This window comes from Serratia sp. TSA_7, from assembly GCF_052692135.1.
In genome coordinates, this window is sequence record NZ_JBQZFU010000004.1 from 135,401 (window position 1) to 157,487 (window position 22,087).

General features: G+C 56.1%; 21 protein-coding genes, 5 tRNA genes and 3 other RNA genes. 8 read left to right on the top strand and 21 right to left on the bottom strand.

Annotation, left to right across the window (positions count from 1 at the left end):
• Positions 1-217: 217 nt before the first annotated feature.
• The 5 genes from galT (at position 218) to gpmA (ending at position 4,964) form a co-directional block, all read left to right on the top strand.
• Positions 218-1,270: a galactose-1-phosphate uridylyltransferase gene (gene galT / locus ACUTQW_RS15670; protein WP_006324139.1), complete on the top strand. Its 1,053-nt coding sequence runs from the start codon at positions 218-220 to the stop codon at positions 1,268-1,270.
• Complete coding sequence (gene galK / locus ACUTQW_RS15675) at positions 1,267-2,418, top strand: galactokinase (RefSeq protein ID WP_004941827.1); 1,152 nt, start codon at positions 1,267-1,269, stop codon at positions 2,416-2,418. The genes galT and galK overlap by 4 nt, the downstream gene beginning before the upstream one ends.
• The gene (gene galM, locus ACUTQW_RS15680; protein ID WP_006324137.1) at positions 2,412-3,455 is read left to right on the top strand and encodes a galactose-1-epimerase; all 1,044 of its coding nucleotides are present in this window, start codon (positions 2,412-2,414) and stop codon (positions 3,453-3,455) included. Before galK ends, galM begins: the two co-directional genes overlap by 7 nt.
• Positions 3,456-3,652: 197 nt before the next feature.
• Positions 3,653-3,997, top strand: coding sequence for a PsiF family protein (locus tag ACUTQW_RS15685; protein WP_004941822.1), 345 nt, complete (start codon positions 3,653-3,655; stop codon positions 3,995-3,997).
• Positions 3,998-4,211: 214 nt separating this feature from the next.
• On the top strand, positions 4,212-4,964 hold the full coding sequence (gene gpmA, locus ACUTQW_RS15690; protein ID WP_004941818.1) for a 2,3-diphosphoglycerate-dependent phosphoglycerate mutase: 753 nt from the start codon (positions 4,212-4,214) through the stop codon (positions 4,962-4,964).
• 271 nt (positions 4,965-5,235) lie between these two features.
• Here gpmA and aroG read toward each other — a convergent pair whose 3' ends face one another.
• Positions 5,236-6,288, bottom strand: coding sequence for a 3-deoxy-7-phosphoheptulonate synthase AroG (aroG, locus tag ACUTQW_RS15695; RefSeq protein WP_004941813.1), 1,053 nt, complete (start codon positions 6,286-6,288; stop codon positions 5,236-5,238).
• A 206-nt stretch (positions 6,289-6,494) separates the two neighbouring features.
• Here aroG and ACUTQW_RS15700 point away from each other — a divergent pair, with 206 nt between their 5' ends.
• From ACUTQW_RS15700 to zitB, 3 genes are read left to right on the top strand one after another with little or no spacing between them, the layout of a single operon-like run.
• Positions 6,495-7,100, top strand: coding sequence for a response regulator (locus tag ACUTQW_RS15700; protein WP_037430407.1), 606 nt, complete (start codon positions 6,495-6,497; stop codon positions 7,098-7,100).
• Positions 7,097-10,312 carry an ATP-binding protein gene (locus ACUTQW_RS15705; RefSeq protein WP_445654885.1) on the top strand — a complete coding sequence of 1,072 codons (3,216 nt, stop codon included), beginning with the start codon at positions 7,097-7,099 and terminating at the stop codon, positions 10,310-10,312. Before ACUTQW_RS15700 ends, ACUTQW_RS15705 begins: the two co-directional genes overlap by 4 nt.
• Positions 10,312-11,274, top strand: coding sequence for a CDF family zinc transporter ZitB (gene zitB, locus ACUTQW_RS15710; RefSeq protein WP_006324132.1), 963 nt, complete (start codon positions 10,312-10,314; stop codon positions 11,272-11,274). Before ACUTQW_RS15705 ends, zitB begins: the two co-directional genes overlap by 1 nt.
• Positions 11,275-11,311: 37 nt before the next feature.
• Here the strand turns inward: zitB and pnuC are convergent, their stop codons facing one another.
• The 20 genes from pnuC to cydB all read right to left on the bottom strand — a co-directional run bounded on the left by pnuC (position 11,312) and on the right by cydB (position 22,081).
• Positions 11,312-12,037, bottom strand: a complete 726-nt coding sequence (gene pnuC, locus ACUTQW_RS15715; protein WP_006324131.1) for a nicotinamide riboside transporter PnuC — start codon at positions 12,035-12,037, stop codon at positions 11,312-11,314.
• A gap of 26 nt (positions 12,038-12,063) precedes the next feature.
• Positions 12,064-13,125: a quinolinate synthase NadA gene (gene nadA / locus ACUTQW_RS15720; protein ID WP_037430405.1), complete on the bottom strand. Its 1,062-nt coding sequence runs from the start codon at positions 13,123-13,125 to the stop codon at positions 12,064-12,066.
• A 247-nt stretch (positions 13,126-13,372) separates the two neighbouring features.
• Positions 13,373-13,503: non-coding RNA, RtT sRNA (locus ACUTQW_RS15725), on the bottom strand.
• A gap of 43 nt (positions 13,504-13,546) precedes the next feature.
• Positions 13,547-13,676: non-coding RNA, RtT sRNA (locus ACUTQW_RS15730), on the bottom strand.
• 43 nt (positions 13,677-13,719) lie between these two features.
• Positions 13,720-13,795: transfer RNA gene (locus ACUTQW_RS15735), tRNA-Lys, on the bottom strand.
• 58 nt (positions 13,796-13,853) lie between these two features.
• Positions 13,854-13,929, bottom strand: a tRNA-Lys gene (locus ACUTQW_RS15740).
• A 71-nt stretch (positions 13,930-14,000) separates the two neighbouring features.
• Positions 14,001-14,122, bottom strand: a non-coding RNA gene (locus ACUTQW_RS15745) — RtT sRNA.
• A gap of 14 nt (positions 14,123-14,136) precedes the next feature.
• A tRNA-Lys gene (locus ACUTQW_RS15750) sits at positions 14,137-14,212 on the bottom strand.
• Between the two features lie 7 nt (positions 14,213-14,219).
• Positions 14,220-14,295: transfer RNA gene (locus tag ACUTQW_RS15755), tRNA-Val, on the bottom strand.
• 32 nt (positions 14,296-14,327) lie between these two features.
• Positions 14,328-14,403, bottom strand: a tRNA-Lys gene (locus ACUTQW_RS15760).
• Between the two features lie 178 nt (positions 14,404-14,581).
• Positions 14,582-15,382, bottom strand: coding sequence for a cell division protein CpoB (gene cpoB / locus ACUTQW_RS15765; protein ID WP_006324121.1), 801 nt, complete (start codon positions 15,380-15,382; stop codon positions 14,582-14,584).
• Positions 15,383-15,391: 9 nt separating this feature from the next.
• A complete protein-coding gene (gene pal / locus ACUTQW_RS15770) occupies positions 15,392-15,907 on the bottom strand; it encodes a peptidoglycan-associated lipoprotein Pal (RefSeq protein WP_006324120.1) in 516 nt (171 codons plus the stop codon).
• Between the two features lie 44 nt (positions 15,908-15,951).
• Positions 15,952-17,244 carry a Tol-Pal system beta propeller repeat protein TolB gene (tolB, locus tag ACUTQW_RS15775; protein ID WP_004949773.1) on the bottom strand — a complete coding sequence of 431 codons (1,293 nt, stop codon included), beginning with the start codon at positions 17,242-17,244 and terminating at the stop codon, positions 15,952-15,954.
• A 195-nt stretch (positions 17,245-17,439) separates the two neighbouring features.
• Complete coding sequence (gene tolA, locus ACUTQW_RS15780; RefSeq protein WP_020438644.1) at positions 17,440-18,777, bottom strand: cell envelope integrity protein TolA; 1,338 nt, start codon at positions 18,775-18,777, stop codon at positions 17,440-17,442.
• Between the two features lie 81 nt (positions 18,778-18,858).
• Complete coding sequence (tolR, locus tag ACUTQW_RS15785) at positions 18,859-19,287, bottom strand: colicin uptake protein TolR (RefSeq protein WP_004949769.1); 429 nt, start codon at positions 19,285-19,287, stop codon at positions 18,859-18,861.
• Positions 19,288-19,299: 12 nt separating this feature from the next.
• Positions 19,300-19,983, bottom strand: coding sequence for a Tol-Pal system protein TolQ (gene tolQ / locus ACUTQW_RS15790; RefSeq protein ID WP_006324117.1), 684 nt, complete (start codon positions 19,981-19,983; stop codon positions 19,300-19,302).
• Positions 19,980-20,384, bottom strand: coding sequence for a tol-pal system-associated acyl-CoA thioesterase (gene ybgC / locus ACUTQW_RS15795; RefSeq protein ID WP_004949765.1), 405 nt, complete (start codon positions 20,382-20,384; stop codon positions 19,980-19,982). The genes tolQ and ybgC overlap by 4 nt, the downstream gene beginning before the upstream one ends.
• A 130-nt stretch (positions 20,385-20,514) precedes the next feature.
• A complete protein-coding gene (ybgE, locus tag ACUTQW_RS15800; RefSeq protein ID WP_006324115.1) occupies positions 20,515-20,811 on the bottom strand; it encodes a cyd operon protein YbgE in 297 nt (98 codons plus the stop codon).
• Positions 20,811-20,924, bottom strand: a complete 114-nt coding sequence (gene cydX / locus ACUTQW_RS15805; protein WP_004949761.1) for a cytochrome bd-I oxidase subunit CydX — start codon at positions 20,922-20,924, stop codon at positions 20,811-20,813. The genes ybgE and cydX overlap by 1 nt, the downstream gene beginning before the upstream one ends.
• 17 nt (positions 20,925-20,941) lie before the next feature.
• Positions 20,942-22,081, bottom strand: a complete 1,140-nt coding sequence (gene cydB, locus ACUTQW_RS15810) for a cytochrome d ubiquinol oxidase subunit II (protein ID WP_004949760.1) — start codon at positions 22,079-22,081, stop codon at positions 20,942-20,944.
• Between the last annotated feature and the right edge of the window lie 6 nt (positions 22,082-22,087).

Sequence of the window (22,087 nt, forward strand, 5' to 3'; positions counted from 1 at the left end):
CCTACTTTCTCTGTCCTAAACCCTCTGCCGTACTGCCTGTGTTCCTTATTGCTGCCTCAAGTGTAAACGATTCCATTTTTCGCTCTGGATCACCTTTTTACTCCGTCGGGCATGCTATCTTTTTGCGCATCGTTATCCATTTTAATCTGTAAAGGGTGCGCCTGGAGTTGATGAAAGCGATTACACTCGCCGCGCCGGACAAGAAAAAGGAACCGCAATGACGGATTTTAATCCCATCGATCATCCCCATCGCCGCTATAACCCGCTGACCGGTCAATGGGTATTGGTATCGCCGCACCGCGCCAAGCGCCCATGGCAGGGCCAACAGGAGTCCGCGCAGCAGGAAACGCTGCCGCAGCACGATCCGGACTGCTTCCTCTGCCCAGGCAATACCCGCGTTACCGGCGATAAAAACCCGGATTATCAAGACACCTATGTGTTCACCAATGACTTCGCCGCGCTGATGACGGATACGCCGCAGGCACCGGAAAGCCAGGATCCGCTCATGCGCTGCCAGAGCGCGCGCGGCACCAGCCGGGTCATCTGCTTCTCCCCCGATCACAGCAAAACCCTGCCGGAACTGACGCTTGCGGCTCTGGAGCGGGTGATTGCCACCTGGCAAGAACAAACTGCCGATCTCGGCCGCAGCTATCCGTGGGTCCAGGTATTCGAAAACAAAGGGGCGGCCATGGGCTGCTCAAACCCGCACCCGCATGGCCAGGTATGGGCCAACAGCTTCCTGCCGAACGAAGTCGAGCATGAAGACCGCCTGCAGCGCGAGTATTTCCAACAGCACCAATCCCCTCTGTTACTGGATTACGTGCAGCGTGAACGGGCTGACGGCAGCCGTACGATCGTCGAAACCGAACACTGGCTGGCCGTGGTGCCCTACTGGGCCGCCTGGCCGTTTGAAGCGCTGCTGCTACCGAAGGCCGCAGTGCAACGCATTACCGATCTGAGCGCCGCGCAGAGCAGTGACCTGGCCGTAGCGCTGAAAAAGCTGACCAGCCGTTACGACAATCTGTTCCAGTGCTCTTTCCCCTATTCCATGGGCTGGCACGGCGCACCTTTCAATGACGCGGATAACCGCCACTGGCAGCTGCACGCCCATTTCTATCCGCCACTGCTGCGCTCCGCCACGGTGCGTAAATTTATGGTGGGTTACGAGATGCTGGCGGAAACCCAGCGCGATCTGACTGCAGAACAGGCCGCAGAGCGTCTGCGCGCCGTTGACGACATTCATTACCGTGAAGCCGGAGCCAAACAATGAGTTTGAAAAATCATACCCACACCATTTTCACCCAACGCTTTGGCTACGCGCCCGCGCTGACCATTCAAGCGCCAGGACGAGTGAATTTGATCGGCGAACATACCGACTATAACGACGGTTTCGTATTGCCGTGCGCCATTGATTACCAAACGGTGATCGCCGGAGCCAGACGTGACGATCGCCAGATCCGGGTGATCGCGGCCGATTACGACGGGCAGTTGGATCAATTCTCGCTCGACGATCCGATCGTCAGTCACCCGGACCAGCTTTGGTCCGATTACGTGCGCGGCGTGATCAAACACCTGCAACTGCGCAACGCCAATTTTGGCGGCGCGGATCTGGTGATATCCGGCAACGTGCCGCAAGGCGCCGGCCTCAGCTCTTCCGCCTCACTGGAAGTGGCCGTTGGCCAGGTGATGCAGGCGCTGTATGAACTGCCGCTGGATGGCGTAGCCTTGGCTTTGAATGGCCAGGAGGCGGAGAATCAGTTTGTCGGCTGCAATTGCGGGATCATGGATCAGCTGATTTCCGCCCTCGGTGAACAGGATCATGCCTTGCTGATCGATTGCCGTTCACTGGAGACCCGTGCGGTGTCGGTCCCGGAAAATATTGCCGTGGTGATCATCAACTCCAACGTGAAGCGCGGGCTGGTGGACAGCGAATACAACACCCGTCGCGAACAATGCGAAGCCGCTGCGCGCTTCTTCGGCGTCAAGGCACTGCGCGACGTCAGCCCGGAGCTGTTCTTCCCGATCCAGCATGAATTGGATCCGATCGTCGCCAAGCGAGCGCGCCACGTAATCACCGAAAACGATCGCACCCTGGCCGCCGCAGATGCGTTGGCGGCAGGCGATATGAAACTGATGGGCAGGCTGATGGCGGAATCTCACGCTTCAATGCGGGATGACTTTGCCATTACCGTGCCGCCGATCGACCAGTTGGTGGAGATAGTCAAAAACGTTATCGGCGATCGCGGCGGCGTGCGCATGACCGGCGGCGGTTTTGGCGGCTGCATAGTGGCGCTGATGCCGCAAGAATTGGTGGAGCCGGTGCGCGAGACGGTAGCGCGCGAATATCCGTTGCAAACCAACGGACTGCGGGAAACTTTTTACGTTTGCAAGGCATCAGCGGGGGCCGGAATATGCTGACAGACAGCCTGCAATTGGCCCCTGATGGCCAACCCTACCAGCTAACCCGGCTGCAGAACGCCGGCGGGATGACGGTCACGCTGATGGATTGGGGCGCGACCTGGCTTTCCGCCGTGCTGCCGCTGAAATCGGGCAAAATGCGTGAACTGCTGCTGGGCTGCCGGACACCGGCGGATTACCAGCGGCAAGCGGCCTATCTTGGCGCCACCGTCGGACGCTATGCCAACCGTATCGCCTACGCCAGTCTGCTGGTCGGCAACAAGCCGCATCCGCTGCTCGCCAATCAAGGGGAACACCAACTGCACGGCGGGCCGGAAGGGTTCAATGCCAGGCGCTGGCGGATTGTTCAACAAGATACGCAGCAGGTGAGTTACGCGCTGCATTCACCCGACGGCGACCAGGGATTTCCCGGCAATCTTGAGGTTCAGGTCAATTACCGGCTCACTGCCGATAACCGGCTGGAAATCAGTTACCAGGCCCGGACCGATCGCGCCTGCCCGGTCAATCTGACCAACCACGCCTATTTCAATCTGGACGGCGCCGGCACCGACGCCCGCCGGCAACGGCTGCAGCTGTTTGCCGACCGTTATCTGCCGGTCGACAGCGAGGGCATACCCAACGCCGAACTCACGCCGGTGGACGGCAGCGGCATGGATTTTCGCCACCCGAAAACGCTGCTGCAGGATTTCCTGCGCGACCGCGATCAGCAGCGGGTAAAAGGCTACGATCATGCCTATCTGCTGCACCGTACCTGCGGCGCATTGGACTGCCCGGCGGCACACCTGTGGTCGGCGGACGGTCAGGTGCAGATGAGCGTCTTCACCAGCGCGCCGGCGCTGCAACTGTACAGCGGCAATTACCTGGACGGCACACCGGCACGTGATGGCGGCAGCTACGCCAGTTACGCCGGCATAGCGCTGGAAAGCGAGTTTTTGCCGGACAGCCCGCACCACCCGGAATGGCCGCAGCCGGACTGTTGGCTCAAGCCGGGGCAGCAATATCAAAGTGCCACCCATTATCAGTTTTATCCTATCTGACCCACCACGCCCCTTGCCATGCGGCCGGGGGCCGTTTGTTATAAATGCTTACCTTTTTACACGCCGGCCCCACCGGCACCTGCCTTTCCTTATTCCAAAGCGCACACTAGAATCAGGCTACGGTGATAAGCACAACACCTTGTGCCGCGTCACAATTTTCGGCCATCTCTGGCCGGTCAATAGCTGAAGGAACACCTATGCGTCTGATTACTGCACTCCCATTACTGGCGGGTTTACTGCTGAGCACCAACCTGATGGCTGCCGATACCGCAACCGCAGCAAAAACGCCTTCGCCGGCGCAGGCTGCACAGCAGAAGCGCATGACTGATTGTAATCAACAAGCCTCCACCAAAACGCTGAAAGGCGCGGACCGCACTACCTTCATGAGCACCTGCCTGAAGGCAGAAGGTTCCACTGCAGCGAAAACCCTGACGCCGCAACAGCAGAAGATGAAAACCTGCAACGCCGATGCCAAAACCAAAAGCCTGAAAGGCGACGAGCGTAAAACCTTTATGAGCAACTGTCTGAAAAAATCAGCCTGATTGCCCTTCGCCAGCGGCACGGCCGGATCTCATTCCGCCGTGCCGGTTTCCCCCGTGACGCCCGCCTGATCGATTCAGCTTTTCCTCAGAACAGCACTTACTTTGCGGCAAGAAATTGGCTATGGTTAGACACTATCGATTGCCGAGCCACCGGCCGCGGCAATATAATGATTTTCGTTATCATTGAAATGTCAGATTATTAAGGAGTTAAGCTATGGCTGTAACTAAGCTGGTTCTGGTGCGTCACGGCGAAAGCCAGTGGAACAACGAAAACCGCTTTACCGGTTGGTATGATGTTGATTTGTCCGACAAAGGTCGCACCGAAGCGAAAGCAGCAGGCAAGCTGTTGAAAGATGAAGGTTTCTCTTTTGACTTTGCTTACACCTCCGTCCTGAAGCGCGCGATCCATACCCTGTGGAACATCCTGGACGAACTGGATCAGGCTTGGCTGCCAACTGAAAAATCCTGGAAGCTGAACGAACGCCACTACGGTGCGCTTCAGGGTCTGAACAAGGCTGAAACCGCTGAGAAATACGGTGACGAGCAGGTTAAGCAATGGCGTCGCGGCTTCGCCGTTACCCCACCAGAGCTGACCAAAGATGATGAGCGTTACCCGGGCCACGACCCACGTTATTCGGCGCTGACCGAAAAAGAGCTGCCGCTGACCGAGAGCCTGGCGCTGACCATCGATCGCGTGATCCCTTACTGGGACGAAGAAATTCTGCCACGCATCAAAAGCGGCGAGCGCGTTATCGTTGCCGCGCACGGCAACTCGCTGCGTGCGCTGGTAAAATACCTGGATAACCTGAGCGAAGATGAGATCCTCGAACTGAACATCCCAACCGGCGTGCCGTTGGTGTATGAATTCGACGAAAACTTCAAGCCAATCAAACGTTACTACCTGGGCAATGCCGACGAGATCGCTGCTAAAGCGGCCGCCGTGGCAAACCAGGGTAAAGCGAAGTAATTTTCGCCCGTTGATCTAAAAAGCCCCCGGTTTTGGCCGGGGGCTTTTTTTATTAAGAAACTACCCATTCTATCCCCTATGGCTTTCAAGTTGCAGCTAGGCGACCAGCTCGCTCATCCCCAGGCGCTTACATGAGTAAGTAACTGGGGTGAGCGACAAATCTGTCGGGAACAGATTTGAACGCTGCTTGCAACGGCCCTAAAAGGGCAAGGACCATGGATGGGCCTTGTAAGCAGGTAACAACGCTGCGGCTTGAAAGACGACGGGGATATTAGGCGCGACGCGCCTTAACCGCCGCCGCCAACTCGCGCAGCACGGTTTCCGTGTCTTCCCAGCCGATGCAAGCGTCTGTCACGCTCTTGCCATAGACCAGCGGCTCGCCGCTTTCCAGATTCTGGTTGCCTTCCACCAGATGGCTTTCGATCATCACGCCGATAATCGCTTTTTCACCGCCGGCGACCTGTTTGCACACGTCTGCATTCACTTCCAGCTGCTTTTTGAACTGCTTGCTGCTGTTGGCGTGGCTGAAGTCGATCATCACCTGCGCCGGCAGACCCGCTTTGACCAGGCCGTCTTTGACTTCCTTGACGTGCGCCGCGCTGTAGTTCGGCTCTTTGCCACCACGCAGGATAATGTGGCAATCGCCGTTACCGCTGGTGTTAACGATCGCCGAGTGGCCCCACTTGGTCACCGACAGGAAACAGTGCGGCGCGCTGGCCGCGTTGATGGCGTCAATCGCCACTTTGATGGTGCCGTCGGTGCCGTTCTTGAAGCCAACCGGGCAAGACAGGCCGGAAGACAGCTCGCGGTGCACCTGGGATTCCGTGGTACGTGCCCCGATCGCGCCCCAGCTCATCAGATCAGCCAGGTACTGCGGGGTGATCATGTCGAGGAATTCCCCCGCGGCCGGCAAGCCGCTATCGTTGATATCCAACAGCAACTTACGGGCCAGGCGCAGACCGTCGTTGATCTGGAAGCTGTTATCCATTTGCGGATCGTTGATCAGCCCTTTCCAGCCCACGGTAGTACGCGGTTTTTCAAAGTAAACGCGCATCACCACTTCCAGCTCGCCACTCAGTTCCTGACGCAGCGTCAGCAAGCGCTCGGCATACTCTTTTGCCGCTTTGGTGTCGTGGATCGAGCATGGGCCGATGACCACCAGCAGGCGATCGTCGTTACCGCGAAGGATCTTGTGAATTGCACTGCGCGCCAGGGACACCGTCTCAGCTGCACGTTCAGTGGCCGGAAACTTCTCTAACAGGGCCACCGGTGGCAGGAGTTCCTTAATTTCTTTAATGCGTAAATCGTCATTTTGGTAATTCATAACTTTTCCATTCGGTATCGAGGGGCGGTATTTCACAGAGCGTGGATCCAACCAATTTAGCCTGTGAGGGTAGCGCTGTAAATCACCTTTGCCGCCTCCCGGCGGAACGGCCAAATTATCAGTAGATTGTGCTGTTTCATCGGGAGAGCGCAGTGGCTCCTTTTTCGCTATGCTAGCGATCAGGATACCGTTACTTGAGCCAAACCATGCCTTCTCTGTTATTAGTTGATGACCACCCAGTGGTTCATGTCGCACTGGAAGCGGCGCTAATGAAGTCTTCCCGTTCTTATAGCCTGCAGGCGGTTCAGGATGATGTTCAGGCGTTGGCCCAATTGGCCGCAGCCGATTTTTCGCTGGTCATTCTGGATATCGGCCTGCCGCAGGTAGACGGCTTGCAACTGCTGAAAAAAATCCGCCGCCACTACCCGCAGCAACCGATCCTGATCTACACCGCGCAGGAAGAAGAGATCTACGCGCGTATGGCCTGGGCAGCCGGCGCCAACGGGTTTGTGCATAAAGGCAGCCGGCTTGAACAATTGGTGCAGGCAATTGAAACCGTGCTGGCCGGGGAGCCGAGTTTTCCCGCCGCTGCGATGGCGGAAGAAACGCAACCGGCAGAGGGAGTGCTGCTGACGCCCAAAGAGCTGCAGATCCTCGGCCTGCTCAGCAAGGGGCTGTCCAATCTGCAAATTGCCGAGATGCTGAACATCAGCAACAAAACCGTCAGCACCCACAAGAAGAATATTCTGCGCAAAACCGGCGCCAGCAATCTGTTGGAACTGGTGGCAGTATTTAGAGAACTGGCGCCATGATGCGCGGCGTTCTGCTGCTGTTGGCGATGTTGCTCAACCTCGGCAACGTCGCGTACGCGGCGCAACCGGTGTCTTATCAGTTGGTCAGTAACCTGAATATTCCGGCGGACATGCTGATCGCCAGCGAGAAAAATCCCTGGCGCGACGCGACGCTGCGCGTGGGCATCATCAGCGAGAATGCCAGTCCCTATAACATTATCGTGGATGAGGATCTGTACGGGTTGAACGCCGACTACCTCGGTTATGTTCAGCAGGTCACCGGCATCCGCTTTCAGATTTACGGTTTCGCCGATCTGGCGCAGCTCGAACAGGCGCTGCACAGCGGCGCTATCGATCTGCTGTACGGCATTCCGCAGAACGAAGCGCTGGAGGATCTGAAAATCTCCGAGCCTTATTACGTCAGTAACCTGCGCGTGCTGCGCGACCGGAGCAATGACCGCCGGGTGATGCTTAACTCCGCCGATGCGCGGGTGGCAATCAGTACCCTGACCGATATGCAGGCCGGCAACGCGCTGAAGGCGGTGTCTTCCCACGTTCAGCGTTATGACAACAACCTGCAGGCGGTGTATGCCTTGCTGAACGGCAGCAGCGATTACTTTATTGCCGACGAAGCCAGCGCCAGCTTTATTATTGACCAGTTGCAACTCGGCCAGCTTTATCAGATCGAAAGCACGGTCAATCTCGGTAACCTGTCTTTCGTCTTCGCCGCCGACAATCCGGCACTGATCGACACCCTCAACGTCGCTATCGCCGATGCGCCGATGGAGTTGATGAACGCCATTCAAAGCCGCTGGAGCAAAAAGATCCCCAGCTATCTCGATACCGGCAACGCCGATCTGACGCAGATGGAAAAAAGCTGGGTAGAAAAGCACCGCACCGTTTATTACGCCGCCATAGAGAATAACTTCCCGTTCGCCTATCGCGGTTCCGACGGCCAACCGCGCGGCTACGCGATCGACATACTCAAGATCATTGCGCAAAACACCGGGCTGCGTTTTGCTCCGCTATGGGCGCGCAACGCCGAACAGGCAGACCAACTGGTGCTATCCGGCCAGGCCAGTTTCCGCACCGCTCTGCCGCTGGCGCGCGGCGTTAAGGCGCGTTACAGCGCCAGCATGCCGATTCATCGTTCGCTGTGGGGGGTTTACGTCGGTCAGTACGCCAACGGGATTTCTACCTGGAGCGATCTGGCCGGCAAACGCATCGGCGTTTTGCAAGGCGATCTGGCGCAGGGGCTGGTGCCGCAGAACGAAGAGCTCATTCATTTTGCCGACAGCAAGGCGATGTATGACGCTCTGGCCAACGGCCAATTGGATGCGCTGGTGGATAACGTGATCTCGGCGAACTTTATCGCTCTGTCACGTTATGCCGGGGCAATAAAACTGGCGTTCGCCGCCAATAATATCGCCTACCCGGTGGCGTTCGGCGTGCGTCAGGATCAGCCGCTGTTACTGGCTATCCTCGATAAAAACCTGATGCAGATCCCCTCGGAAACGCTGCAATCGCTGCGCGATGAGTGGATTGTCGATCGCAGCAACCTGATTGATGCGGTGAACGACAACCGCATGCAACCGCAAACTACCTGGCTGCTGGCGCTACTGGCGGCAGCGATCCTGCTGTTGCTGGCGCTGACCCTGCGCCGCTTTGTTTTGCAGCGGCGGGAAAAACGTGAGCGTGAAGTGATCGAACAGGCACGCCGCCATGCCGAAGCCGAGAACCGGATGAAAAGCAAGTTTCTGGCCACCATCAGCCATGAACTGCGTACGCCGATGCACGCCATCCTCGGCCTGCTGGAACTGGAACTGAAACGCCAGCCGATACCGGAGGGGCTGCCGGTCATTTACAGCTCGGCGTCATCCTTGCTCAATCTGCTCAATGACTTACAAGATTACGCCCGGCTGGAAACCGGATCGCTGACGCTGGTGCCAAAAGCCATGGCGCTGCAACCCTGGATAGCTCACATCAGCGCGCTTTATCAGCCGCTGATCGGCGAACGCCCGGTAACCTTGAGCGTTACCGCCAGCCACCAGCTTCCCGCCGCCGTTGTTATTGATGGTGAGCGTTTACTTCAGGTGGCTAACAACCTGATAAATAATGCCATTAAATTCACTCCCCGCGGCAGCATTCAGGTCAATATCGGCTGGCGCGAACAGGATCAACAACAGGGCGAACTGCTGCTGACGGTGACCGATAGCGGCTGTGGCATCGCCGCCGATGAGATAGGTAAGCTGTTCCAACCCTTCTACCGCGCACGCGGTGCACAACGCTTCTCGGTTCAGGGAACCGGGCTGGGGCTGTCTATCTGCAAGGAAATTATCGAGCAAATGGGCGGCCAGATTGAGCTGCATTCACAGCCTGGCATAGGTACGCAAGTCAAGGTGTCAGTACCGGTAACCCAAGCCGCCCCAGATGCCGCCCCCCTACGCCAGAACGACCAACCGCTCAGCCTGCCGCCTCCCACGCTGCGCGTGGCGCTGATTGACGATCATCCCACCAACCTGCTGCTGATGGAGCGGCAACTGCGTCACTTCGGCCTGCAACCCGCGCTGTTCGAGCACGGTTACGCATTGCTGAAAGCGCACCGCAGGCAGCCATTCGACCTGGTGTTTATCGATTACAACATGCCGCGCCCGGACGGCCTGACATTGGCGAGACTAATACGACGCGATGAACAGCGAGATCAGCGGCCGGCCTGCCAGATTATTCTCTGTTCGGCAGACGTGCAGGAATTTACCCGCATTCCACAGGGACAGGTGGCTATCGATCGCTTTTTGACCAAGCCGATTTCACTGGCCGCCATTGCTCAGACGTTACCGCAGCAACCGCAGGCGCTGGAAGGACAGTTAGCCCTTACTGACCTGCAACGGATGCTGGCCGATATGGCCGGTAACGATCGGCAGATGGCGCAACGCCTGGCGACCACGCTGCTCTCCACGCTGCGACAAGACCGGCAACGGCTTGACAAAGCGGCGGAGGGCGAAGACTGGCCTAGCCTTGGGCAGGCCGCACACCGCATCAAGGGCAGCCTGCTGATGTTGCAACAGCCTGAGGCCGCAAGCCTGTGCCAATTGCTGGTGGAAAGCGGCCGTGATGGGAGGTTGGCTCAGGCCGCCTATACTGAATTGAGTGCGTTAGTAGAACAGATACTGATAGAACTGGACGGTCTGGTCAGCACTGACGCGCTGAACTTCGCTCTACATAAGGATAAATAATGACGGACTCCCCACAGGTACACCTGCCAAAAGACAGTAATAGTAAACGCCTACTGACCGCTTTTTTAGTCACTGCGGTATTTATGATCGCCGAAGTGGCCGGCGGGTTGATTTCCGGTTCGCTGGCGCTGCTGGCCGACGCCGGCCATATGCTCACCGACGCTGCAGCGCTGCTGGTGGCGCTGATGGCCGTACACTTTTCGCAGCGGAAACCCAACGCGCGCCATACCTTCGGCTATTTGCGCCTGACCACGCTGGCCGCGTTCCTCAATGCCGCCGCCCTGTTGGTGATCGTGGTATTCATCCTGTGGGAGGCGATACGGCGTTTCTTCGAACCACAGCCGGTGATGGGTACGCCGATGCTGATCATCGCCATAGCGGGGCTTCTGGCTAACCTGTTCGCCTTCTGGCTACTGCACCGCGGTACGGAAGAGAAGAATATCAACGTGCGGGCCGCTGCGTTGCACGTGTTGGGGGATTTGCTGGGCTCGGTGGGGGCGATCGTGGCCGCCATTGTGATCCTGAGCACCGGCTGGACGCCGATTGACCCGATATTGTCGGTGCTGGTGTCCTGTCTGGTGCTACGCAGCGCCTGGCGGCTGCTGAAAGAGAGCTTCCACGAGTTGCTGGAAGGCACGCCGCAAGAAGTGGATATCAACAAACTGCAAAAAGACCTGTGCCTGAATATTCCCGAGGTACGCAATATTCATCACGTTCACGTCTGGCAGATTGGCGAACAGAAACTGATGACGCTGCATGCGCAAGTGATACCGCCAAACGACCACGATGGCCTGCTGCGCCGCATTCAGGCTTATCTGCTGGAACACTACCGTATCGGCCATGTCACCATTCAAATGGAGTATCAGCACTGTGATACACCGGACTGCGGTATTAACCGGGCACCCGAGCCGAGTGACCACTCACATTCCGGCTCGCATTCACATCTGGGTCATCACCACTAAAATCAAGAGGGCGCCAGTTTGGCGCCCTCTGCGTTTGTTATTGCGGGGAAGATAACGGCCGGGAATGGTTGCGACCTGCACTTTTGATCCACAACCAGGAACCGTTCAGCGCAATCAGCGTCAGGATCACGTATTCCAGCGCCATGGCGTACACGCCCTGGTAGGTGAAAATCGCCACGCTGATCACGTCGATCACCACCCACAGCAGCCAGTTTTCCACGTATTTGCGCGTCATCAGGATCATCGCCACGATCGACAACACCATCATCGCCGAATCCCAGAACGGGAAAGCATCCGGCTGCAGCTGCGGCATTTGCACGCTGAAGCCCATTCCCTGCATGACCGTCACAGCAAGCTGCGTCAGCCAGGCAAAGACGCTGTCGATATTGAAGGTCATCAGGGCAATGCCGATAACGCACACCGCCGCCCAGGCCAGCGCTTTCGGCAACGGCAGCCAGCGGATTTTCAGCTCGGCCTGATTGTCCTGGGTTTGGCGGCTCCAGGCATACCAGCCGTAAATATTGGCGACAAAAAAGAACAGTTGCAGCAACAGGCTGGCGTAAAGCTGGATCTGAAAGAAAATCACCGCAAACAGCGTGACGTTGATCAGGCCAAACAGATAGTTGATGATTTTCTCTTTGCTGGCGTACCAGATGCACAGCAGGCCGAACAAGGTACCTATGGCTTCAATCCATGACAGATCGTAACCGCCCGCCCCCAGAGGAATATGCACCAATATATTGCTGGTACTGAAAAAGCTCATCTGTTCTTCCTTATCAAATGGTTAACTTAAGCGTTTCCTTTGACCTGCATTTTCAACTGCGCGGCAAAGTCCAGCATCCGGTTAAGCGGGATCAGCGCCTTTTCGCGCAACGCGGCATCCACGTGGATTTCATGCAGGGCGCCGCCCTGCTCTAACCCGTCGGCAATCGCCTTAAGACCGTTCATCGCCATCCACGGACAGTGCGCGCAGCTGCGGCAGGTGGCACCTTCACCGGCGGTTGGCGCCTCGAACAGTTCTTTGTCCGGACAGGCCTGCTGCATCTTGTAAAAAATGCCGCGATCGGTGGCAACAATCAGCTGCGGGTTGGGCAGCGTTCTGGCCGCCTGAATCAGTTGGCTGGTTGAGCCGACCGCATCGGCCAGATCGACCACCGCCTGTGGAGACTCTGGATGCACCAGTATTGCCGCTTGCGGGTACAGGGCCTTCATGCGCATCAGCGCCTGGGTTTTAAACTCGTCATGGACGATACAGGCCCCTTGCCAGCACAGCACATCGGCGCCCGTCTGCTTTTGCACATAGTTGCCCAGATGGCGGTCCGGCGCCCAGATGATTTTTTCGCCCAGGCTGTCGAGGTGTTCTATCAACTCTACGGCGATGCTGGATGTTACCACCCAATCCGCACGCGCTTTTACCGCCGCCGAGGTATTAGCGTAGACCACCACGGTGCGATCCGGGTGGCTGTCGCAAAATGCATGAAACTCGTCTTCCGGGCAGCCGAGATCCAGCGAACACTCGGCGTTCAGCGTCGGCATAAGCACCTGCTTTTCCGGGCTGAGGATCTTGGCGGTTTCCCCCATAAAGCGCACGCCGGCGACCAACAGAGTCGAGGCCGGGTGGTTGCTGCCAAAACGCGCCATCTCCAGCGAATCCGCCACGCAGCCGCCGGTTTCTTCCGCCAGCGCCTGAATTTCCGGATCGGTGTAGTAATGAGCCACCATCACCGCATTGCGCTGCTTGAGCAGGGTTTTAATCTTCTCGCGATAAAACGCCTTTTCCGCTACGTCCAGCGGCACCGGTTTGGGCGGGAACGGGTACACCGCCGCATTGACATCAAACATTTCACTCATCGCTGCAATCGTCTCTGTGCTAGGCTGGGTGTCTGCTGCCCGGGTATGCCCCTTCGCAACCACCACTCGTTTTATATACTAAACAAAATACCTAAAAACACGCCAAAAGTCCGCTGATATTTTCATTTTTGCGATGATAAAGTTTAATGGATTGAATTCCGACAAAAGAAAGACGATTGCAGTAGGTGCAGTTTGTCAGGAGTTGAAAGTTGCGTGTTTATAGAAACGATGCGCAGGCTGAAAAGCATGGCGGGTCGTGCGGGATTGATTCGGCCTTTGGCCTCGCCCTTCGGGCCAGCGCAAGCGCTGTCCAAAATTGACTGGGCAATTTTGTCGAACCTGAACGCAGGTTACTCACCCACACGATCCGTGCGTTATGCAATGCCAGGGTTTGGGGAAAGTGCTGAGGTATCGGAAAGAATGGTGGGTCGTGCGGGATTGATTCGGCCTCTGGCCTCGCCCTTCGGGCCAGCGCAAGCGCTGTCCAAAATTGACGGAGCAATTTTGTCGAACCTGAACGCAGCTTCTCACCCACACGATCCGTGCGTTATGCAATGCCAGGGTTTGGGGAAAGTGCTGAGGTATCGGAAAGAATGGTGGGTCGTGCGGGATTCGAACCTGCGACCAATTGATTAAAAGTCAACTGCTCTACCAACTGAGCTAACGACCCACTGATGTGGTTTACTGCTGAAACGCGTAAGCAGGAGAGAGACTCGCTGCAATAAAAATGGTGGGTCGTGCGGGATTCGAACCTGCGACCAATTGATTAAAAGTCAACTGCTCTACCAACTGAGCTAACGACCCACTGACGTGGTTTACTGCTGAACTACGAATACAAAACCGAGGATTTGCATTGCGGAAAAACAACTCTGAAATGGTGGAACGTGCGGGATTATTCGGCTTTCAGCCTCACCCTTCGGGCCATCACTGCGTGATGTTGTCTCGCTTAGCGAGACTCGAACCTTTACGGTTCTCACCCTTACGATTCCACATCGTAATCACATCTAAAAATGGTGGGTCGTGCGGGATTCGAACCTGCGACCAATTGATTAAAAGTCAACTGCTCTACCAACTGAGCTAACGACCCACAGCAGTGGTGGGTGATGACGGGCTCGAACCGCCGACCCCCTCCGTGTAAAGGAGATGCTCTACCAACTGAGCTAATCACCCACTAGTGTGGTTACTGCTACTACTTCAGGAATTGGTGGGTCGTGCGGGATTCGAACCTGCGACCAATTGATTAAAAGTCAACTGCTCTACCAACTGAGCTAACGACCCAATTTCCTAGCTGCTTTAACATCTTGCAAGTTGTCTTGGCAACGGCGGCATATATTACTAATTTATCTTGGCAGCGCAACTTAAATTTTAAAACAAGTGGTTCAACTGCTTGTTCTTCACACGAATGAGCCCAGAAAGCGGTCAGATAGACTAATTTCTGGGCTCATTTTTTTGCTGACTAACCGGCAACGCGACTTTTCGCCTGTTTGGCCGCAGCACTGGTTGGGTATTGTTTAATCACCTGCTGGAACACGGCTTTGGCTTTATCGGCCTGCCCTTTTTCCTGCATGATGATACCTACCTTGTACATTGCGTCCGGCGCCTTAGGTGACTTTGCGTAATTCTTCACCACGACGGCAAAATAGTAGGCCGCATCGTCTTTCTTACCCTTGTTGTAGAACAACTGCCCCAGCCAATAATTGGCGTTGGGCTGGTAAGTAGACTTTGGGTACTGTTTTACGAAGGTCTGAAAAGCGGAGATCGCCTGATCATACTGTTTTTTTTCCAGCGCCAATGAAACAGCGGCGTTGTAGTCGCTGTTTTCATCGCCCGTACTGGCCGGCGCAGCTGCTGAGGCGCCCGCAGACGCGCTGTCAGCGCCGTCGGTGGAAGCAGCCGCAGCTGCCCCACCTGCGGCACCCGCAGCGGCTGCGGAGCTCTGAGCGCCGCCCTGGCTGATGCTATCCATCTGTTGATAGATCTGCTTTTGGCGTTCAACAACCTGATTCAGTTGATATTGGCTTTCCTGGATTTGCCCGCGGAGAGAGTCAATATCGCGCTGGTTGTCAGAGAGTTGTTGCTGGAGTTGGTTTAAAAGCTGGCCCTGAGCATTGGAGATACGCTCAAGTGAAGTGACACGGTCTTCGACCGAGCCGGAGCCGACATTACTGATTGGCGCTTGGGCAGTAGCGGCCCATGGGACCGCTACGCCAACCAGTAACGACAGACTCAACAAGTGACGTCTGAAGTTACTGTTCATGCGATTCTCTTAGTAAACCAGAACGGCACGACGGTTTTTAGCATAAGCCGCTTCGTCGTGGCCCAGTACTGCTGGTTTTTCTTTACCGTAAGAAACGATAGAGATCTGGTCAGCTGAAACGCCTTTGCCTTGCAGGTACATTTTAACTGCGTTAGCACGACGCTCACCCAGAGCGATGTTGTATTCCGGCGTGCCACGTTCGTCCGCGTGGCCTTCAACGGTCACTTTGTAAGACGGGTTGTTACGCAGGAATGCAGAGTGTGCGTCCAGCATCTCGGCGAACTCGGAGCTCACGTCATACTTGTCCAGGCCGAAGTAAACAATGTTGTTCTTCTGCAGTTCTTGCATCTGCAGACGAGCTTGTTCTTCAGAAGACAGGTTGCTGCTGCCGTTTTCTGTACCAGTGCCAGCGCCAGCGCCCAGACCAGATTGGTCGTTGTTTGCGCTTTTGTTAGAACTACAAGCCGCTACAGCCAGAACTGGCAGTGCCAGCAGAAGCCCTTTCAGCACTTTGTTCAGTTGCATTTCTTTGATCCTTTTATAGTTTGCCATACATATTTACACATGCATCACAGATACGGCGACCAGGCAGGGAATTTGACCTGTCCATCGGTTGCCGGAAGACGCGCTTTAAAACGCCCATCAGTCGATACCAGTTGCAGCACGGAGCCCATACCTTGCGTGGAGCTATAGATCACCATGGTGCCATTTGGCGCAATACTAGGCGTTTCGTCCAGGAACGTGCCGGTTAAAACTTGAACGGCTCCCGATCCAAGATCTTGTTTGGCGATATGCTGAGCACCGCTATTGGAGCTCACCATCACCAGGAATTTACCATCAGAGCTGACTTCAGAATCCTGATTCTGAGAGCCTTCCCATGTCAGACGCTGTGACGCACCGCCACTGGCACTGACTTTATAAATCTGCGGTCGGCCGCCCTGATCGGAGGTATATGCCAGAGACTGGCCATCCGGGAACCAGGTCGGTTCGGTATTGTTGCTGCGCCCGTCGGTGATTTGCGTGATCTGGCCGGAGCCGAGATTCATCACGTACAGGTTCAGGCTGCCGCTTTTAGACAGCGCAAAGGCCAGACGGCTGCCGTCCGGTGAGAACGCCGGTGCACCGTTGTGGCGCGGGAACGAAGCGATCTGACGGATAGCGCCATTAGCCAGGGTCTGTACGACCAGCGCAGAACGGCCGCTTTCAAAGGTCACGTACGCCAGTTTGCTGCCATCCGGCGACCAGGCCGGGGACATCAGCGGCTCCGGTGAACGGTGTACCACAAACTGGTTGTAACCGTCGTAATCCGCTACGCGCAGCTCGTACGGGAATTTCCCGCCGTTGGTCTGCACTACGTAGGCGATACGGGTACGGAACGCGCCCTTGATACCGGTCAGCTTCTCGAACACTTCGTCACTGGCGGTGTGCGCAGAATAACGTAACCATTGTTTGGTCACTTTATACTGGTTTTGCGCCAATACGGTGCCCGGTGAACCTGAAGTGTCCACCAGCTGATAGGAGATCAGGTAGCCGCCGTCTGCACCAGGTTGCACCTGGCCGACCACGACCGCGTCAATGCCCAATGCAGTCCAGGCCGCCGGCGTCACTTCAGACGCGGAGGTCGGTTGCTGCGGCATGCGCGCCACGTCAATCGGGTTGAATTTGCCGCTATTGCGCAAATCCGCGCCGACAATTTTGCCAATGTCTTCCGGAGGCGTGCCTGGGCCAGCCCATTTAAAAGGTACCACGCCAATCGGACGAGCGGAGTCGACCCCTTGGGTGATTTCGATGCGAACTTCCGCATGAAGAACGGACGCCCACAGTATTAAAAAACCTAACGCTACTCGAAATGCCTGCTTCATCTCATCTCCCTTATCCAGGCGGGATGCCTGCGATAAATTAGCAGAATTTTAACAAACCAACGCAAACAAAACTACATAATCCCTGTTGGTTACCTTAGTACATCCCTGCGGTATTACTCAGCTCAAACAACCATTACTGTGGTTTAAACGTAAGGGGAGCATTCTTAAACATCTCATACACTGCCTGAGAAGCCATTACCGAGGATTAAAATCAATCGGTGCATTTTTAAATGCCTCGTAAACCTCTTTACTTGGTGGCTTAGGCATTTTCGCCTGCCGAGCTGCCGCTGCAGCTGCTTGGCAAAGTGCAGGATCACCGCCCTCAACTTTCACACCAATCACGAAACCATCAGGAGCCATATTGATTCTCAATGTACAAGTACGTCCCTTGTATGAGTCCCAATCATAGAACTTATTCTGCACCGCATTTTTTATCTGGTTACCGTAGCTGGCCAAATCAGCCCCACTGGCCCCTGCCGTCTTGGCATTGCCCTGACCGGCAGGTTTACCGTCGCCCTTCGACTTAGCGCCGCCAGACTTGGCGCCGCCGCCTTTCGGAGCGTTCTTACCATCCGCCAGGTCGCCAAACAGATTGTTCACGTCGGAAGACTGTTCAGCTGCTTCGGCAGCCGCCTTCTTCTTGGCATCCGCTGCGGCTTTCTTGGCTGCGGCCTTCTCGGCAGCAGCCGCTTTTTTCTCAGCCTCTGCGGCCGCTTTCTTCTCGGCGTCAGCAGCAGCCTTTTTCTCGGCTTTCTCGGCTTCTGCTGCAGCTTTCTTCTCAGCTTCCGCTGCGGCTTTCTTCTCGGCGTCGGCAGCCGCTTTTTTCTCTGCGGCTTCAGTCGCTTTTTGCTCGGCGGCAGCCGCTTTCTTCGCTTCTTCCGCCTGTTTCTTGGCGGCAGCGGCGGCGGCGGCTTCTTTCTTGGCTTCAGCTTCCGCTTTCTTCTGCGCGTCGGCTTGCGCCTTGGCAACTTTATCCGCTTCGGCCTTGGCCTTGGCGGCGGCCGCTTCCGCTACTTTCTGTTGTTCTTTGGCTTTCTCCGCAGCCTTCTCGGCCACTTTTTGCTGTTCAGCGGCCTGCTTTTGTTGCTCGGCGGCCTGTTTCTGCTGTTCTGCCGCTTGCTTTTGCTGCTCTGCGGCCTGCTTTTGCTGTTCAGCCTGTTCTTTCGCGTCCTGCGCCGCTTTTTCCTGCGCGGTCAAACGCTCTTTCTCCAGCTCTTTCAGGCGCTGTTGTTCCGCCGCCTGCTTCTGCTGAAGTTCTTCGGCCTGTTGCTCCGCTTTTTTCTGGCGCTGCTTTTCAGCACGCTGCGCGTCGTTACTCTGCTGTTGCTGGCGGTTGTACTGCTCCACCACTGCCCCAGGATCGACCATCACTGCGCCGACAACCGAACCCTCGCCGCCACCGCCGGCGCTGTCCATGTTGACGTTTTCTTGCAGCGATCCCCAAATCAGCAGGGCAATCAATATGAAGTGCAGAACGACCGAAACAATAACGGCGCGGTTCAGCTTATCGTTTTGCTCAGTTGCCTTTACCAAAATAGATTCCCAAAAACTGGTGTTGCTTATACGGGGTTCCTGCGCCTGAGCACAGGAACCGGGTTGCCTCTAACCTTAGGGTCAGATTGGCTGGGTCATCAGCCCCACGGAAGCGACGCCCGCCTGATGGAGAATATTCAATGCCTTGATAATCTCATCGTAGGGTACTTCCTTCGCCCCGCCGATCAAAAAGACCGTCTTCGGGTTAGCCGCTAAACGCGACTTGGCTTCGGCTGCAACCTGCTCCGGCGGCAACAACTCCATGCGGTTGTGATCCACCACCAGCGTATATTGACCGACACCGGAAACCTCGAGGATCACCGGCGGGTTATCGTCACTGGACACCGCCTTGGAATCGGTGGCATCAGGCAGATCAACCTCAACGCTCTGGGTGATGATCGGCGCGGTTGCCATAAAGATCAGCAACAGCACCAGCAACACGTCGAGCAACGGAACTATGTTAATTTCGGACTTCAGCTCGCGCCGATTGCGTCCACGAACTCTCGCCATGCTACCTCCTACTTATTTGCTGTCGCTGGAGAAGGCCTGACGATGCAGAATAGCGGTGAACTCTTCCATAAAGTTGTCGTAATTCTGCTCAAGCTTGTTGACGCGCTGGTTGAGGCGGTTATAGGCCATAACGGCCGGGATAGCGGCGAACAAACCGATGGCGGTTGCGATCAGTGCTTCGGCGATACCCGGTGCTACCATTTGCAGCGTGGCCTGTTTCACCGCACCCAGTGCGATAAAGGCGTGCATAATCCCCCACACGGTGCCGAACAAACCGATATACGGACTGATCGACCCCACGGTGCCGAGGAAAGGAATGTGGTTTTCCAGCGTCTCCAGCTCGCGGTTCATCGAGATGCGCATAGCGCGTGACGCGCCTTCGATCACCGATTCCGGCGCATGGTTGTTAGCGCGGTGCAAGCGAGCGAATTCTTTGAAACCAGAATGGAAAATTTGTTCGGAGCCGGTCAGGCTATCGCGACGTGCCTGGCTTTCCTGATACAGACGGGAAAGTTCAATACCGGACCAGAATTTGTCTTCAAAGGCCTCGGCGTCACGCGTGGCCGCATTAAGGATGCGGGTGCGCTGAATGATGATCGCCCAGGAGGCCACCGAGAAGCATATCAAAATCAACATGATAAGCTTAACCAGCAGGCTTGCCTTCAAGAATAAATCTAGGATGTTCATCTCATTCACTGCTTAAACTCCGCGACAATAGACTTAGGAAGCGCTATCGGCTTCATTTGGTGTGGATCAATGCATGCAATCAACACATCGGCCTGACTCAAAAGAGTTCCGTCAGAATTGACAATACGTTGAGCAAACGTGAGAGAAGCCCCGCGCATTGAGGTGATTTCACTCTGCACTTCCAGCTGTTCGTCGAGACGAGCCGGAGCCAGATAATCCACCGTCATGCGCCGGACTACGAAAGCGATATGTTCACTGAGCAGCTGCTGTTGATGAAAGTTGTGGTGACGCAGCATCTCGGTGCGCGCTCTTTCAAAAAAGGCGACATAGCGGGCGTGATAGACCACACCACTGGCATCGGTATCCTCGTAGTAAACGCGAACCGGCCATCGAAACAACGTATTACTCACTCTACTTCCCAGCAATGCAATTTAACGGTGCTACTATACGCAAGACGGATCGGGTTGGGAATGGGTTACAAGAAGGGAACGAAAATAATTATGGGCCGGAATGGCCCATAACACGGGGATATAACGGAGATTATAAAGAAACGTAAAATAATCCTGCGGCCAGGATCACAATTGCCGGAAGTGGCGCAAAAAAAGCACGCCATAACGAACGTTGCGGTCGGAACCCGACGCCGTGAATCACGCCCGTGCACACCGCCCAAATAAGCAGCAGACCTTCCCAAATCTCCAGCGAGCTGGTCTTCGCCGCAAAGCGGGTCGGATCCCAGAAAATACAGCCCGCCAAAATCAACGCCAGCACCAATGAAAGGGCCCGAACCGGGCCCTTGTCAGTCATGGCGTACAGCTTGTCAGCCAATGACGAACTCATCACTTGCCGTCTTGCTGCGCTTTTGAATCTTCGTGATGCTCAAGCGCCAGCGCCGTGATGATGCCGAAGGCGCAGGCAAGAAGCGTTCCGAGAATCCAGGCAAAATACCACATGGTTTAGCTCCTTATCCTTAATACAGCGAATGCTTGTTGTTCTCGATGAAATTCTTGTCGAGACGGCCAAACATTTTGTAGTACGACCAACTGGTGTACGCCAGAACGATAGGCACGAAGATCGCCGCAACAACGGTCATCACTTCCAGCGTAAACAGGCTGGACGTCGCGTCCCACATGGTCAGACTAACGTTAGGCACGGTGCTTGACGGCATCACGAACGGGAACATGGTTACCCCGGCGGTCAGGATCACACAGGCAATGGTCAGTGACGACGACACGAAGGCCAACGCGTCTTTCTGCAAGCGCGAGAACAGAGCGGTGAACAACGGCAGCACCACGCCCAATGCAGGTAGCGCCCACAGAGCCGGATACTTGTTGAAGTTAATCAACCAGGCACCCGCCTGATGCGCCACTTCTTTACGCATCGGGTTAGACTCCGCCATAGTATTCAGCGCCGAGGTAATCACATACCCATCGATGCCTTTCACCAGCCATACGCCGCCCAGCAGGAAGCATACCGCCATCACCAGCGTGGAGATCTGCGCCGCAGCGCGTGCGCGCAGGTGGATCTCGCCGGAGGTACGCATCTGCAGATAAGTTGCCCCTTGCGTCACCAGCATGGTCAGGCTGACCACACCCGCCAACAGGCCGAACGGGTTCAGCAGTTGGAAGAAGTTGCCGGTGTAGAACAGACGCATGTATTCGTCCATGTGGAACGGCACGCCCTGCAACAGGTTGCCGAACGCCACGCCGAACACCACGGCCGGCACGAAGCTGCCGATGAAAATGCCCCAGTCCCACATGTTGCGCCAGCGGCTGTTTTCCAGCTTCGAACGGTAGTCAAAACCGACCGGGCGGAAGAACAAGGCTGACAGCACCAGGATCATCGCGACGTAGAAACCGGAGAACGCCGCCGCGTAGACCATCGGCCAGGCGGCGAACAGCGCGCCACCAGCGGTGATCAACCACACCTGGTTACCGTCCCAGTGCGGAGCGATAGAGTTGATCATCACCCGACGCTCAGTATCGGTTCTGCCGATAATGCGCAGCAGGATGCCGACGCCCATGTCGAAACCGTCGGTGACGGCGAAACCGATCAGCAGTACGCCAATCAGAGCCCACCAGATAAATCGCAGTACTTCATAGTCAAACATACGTGG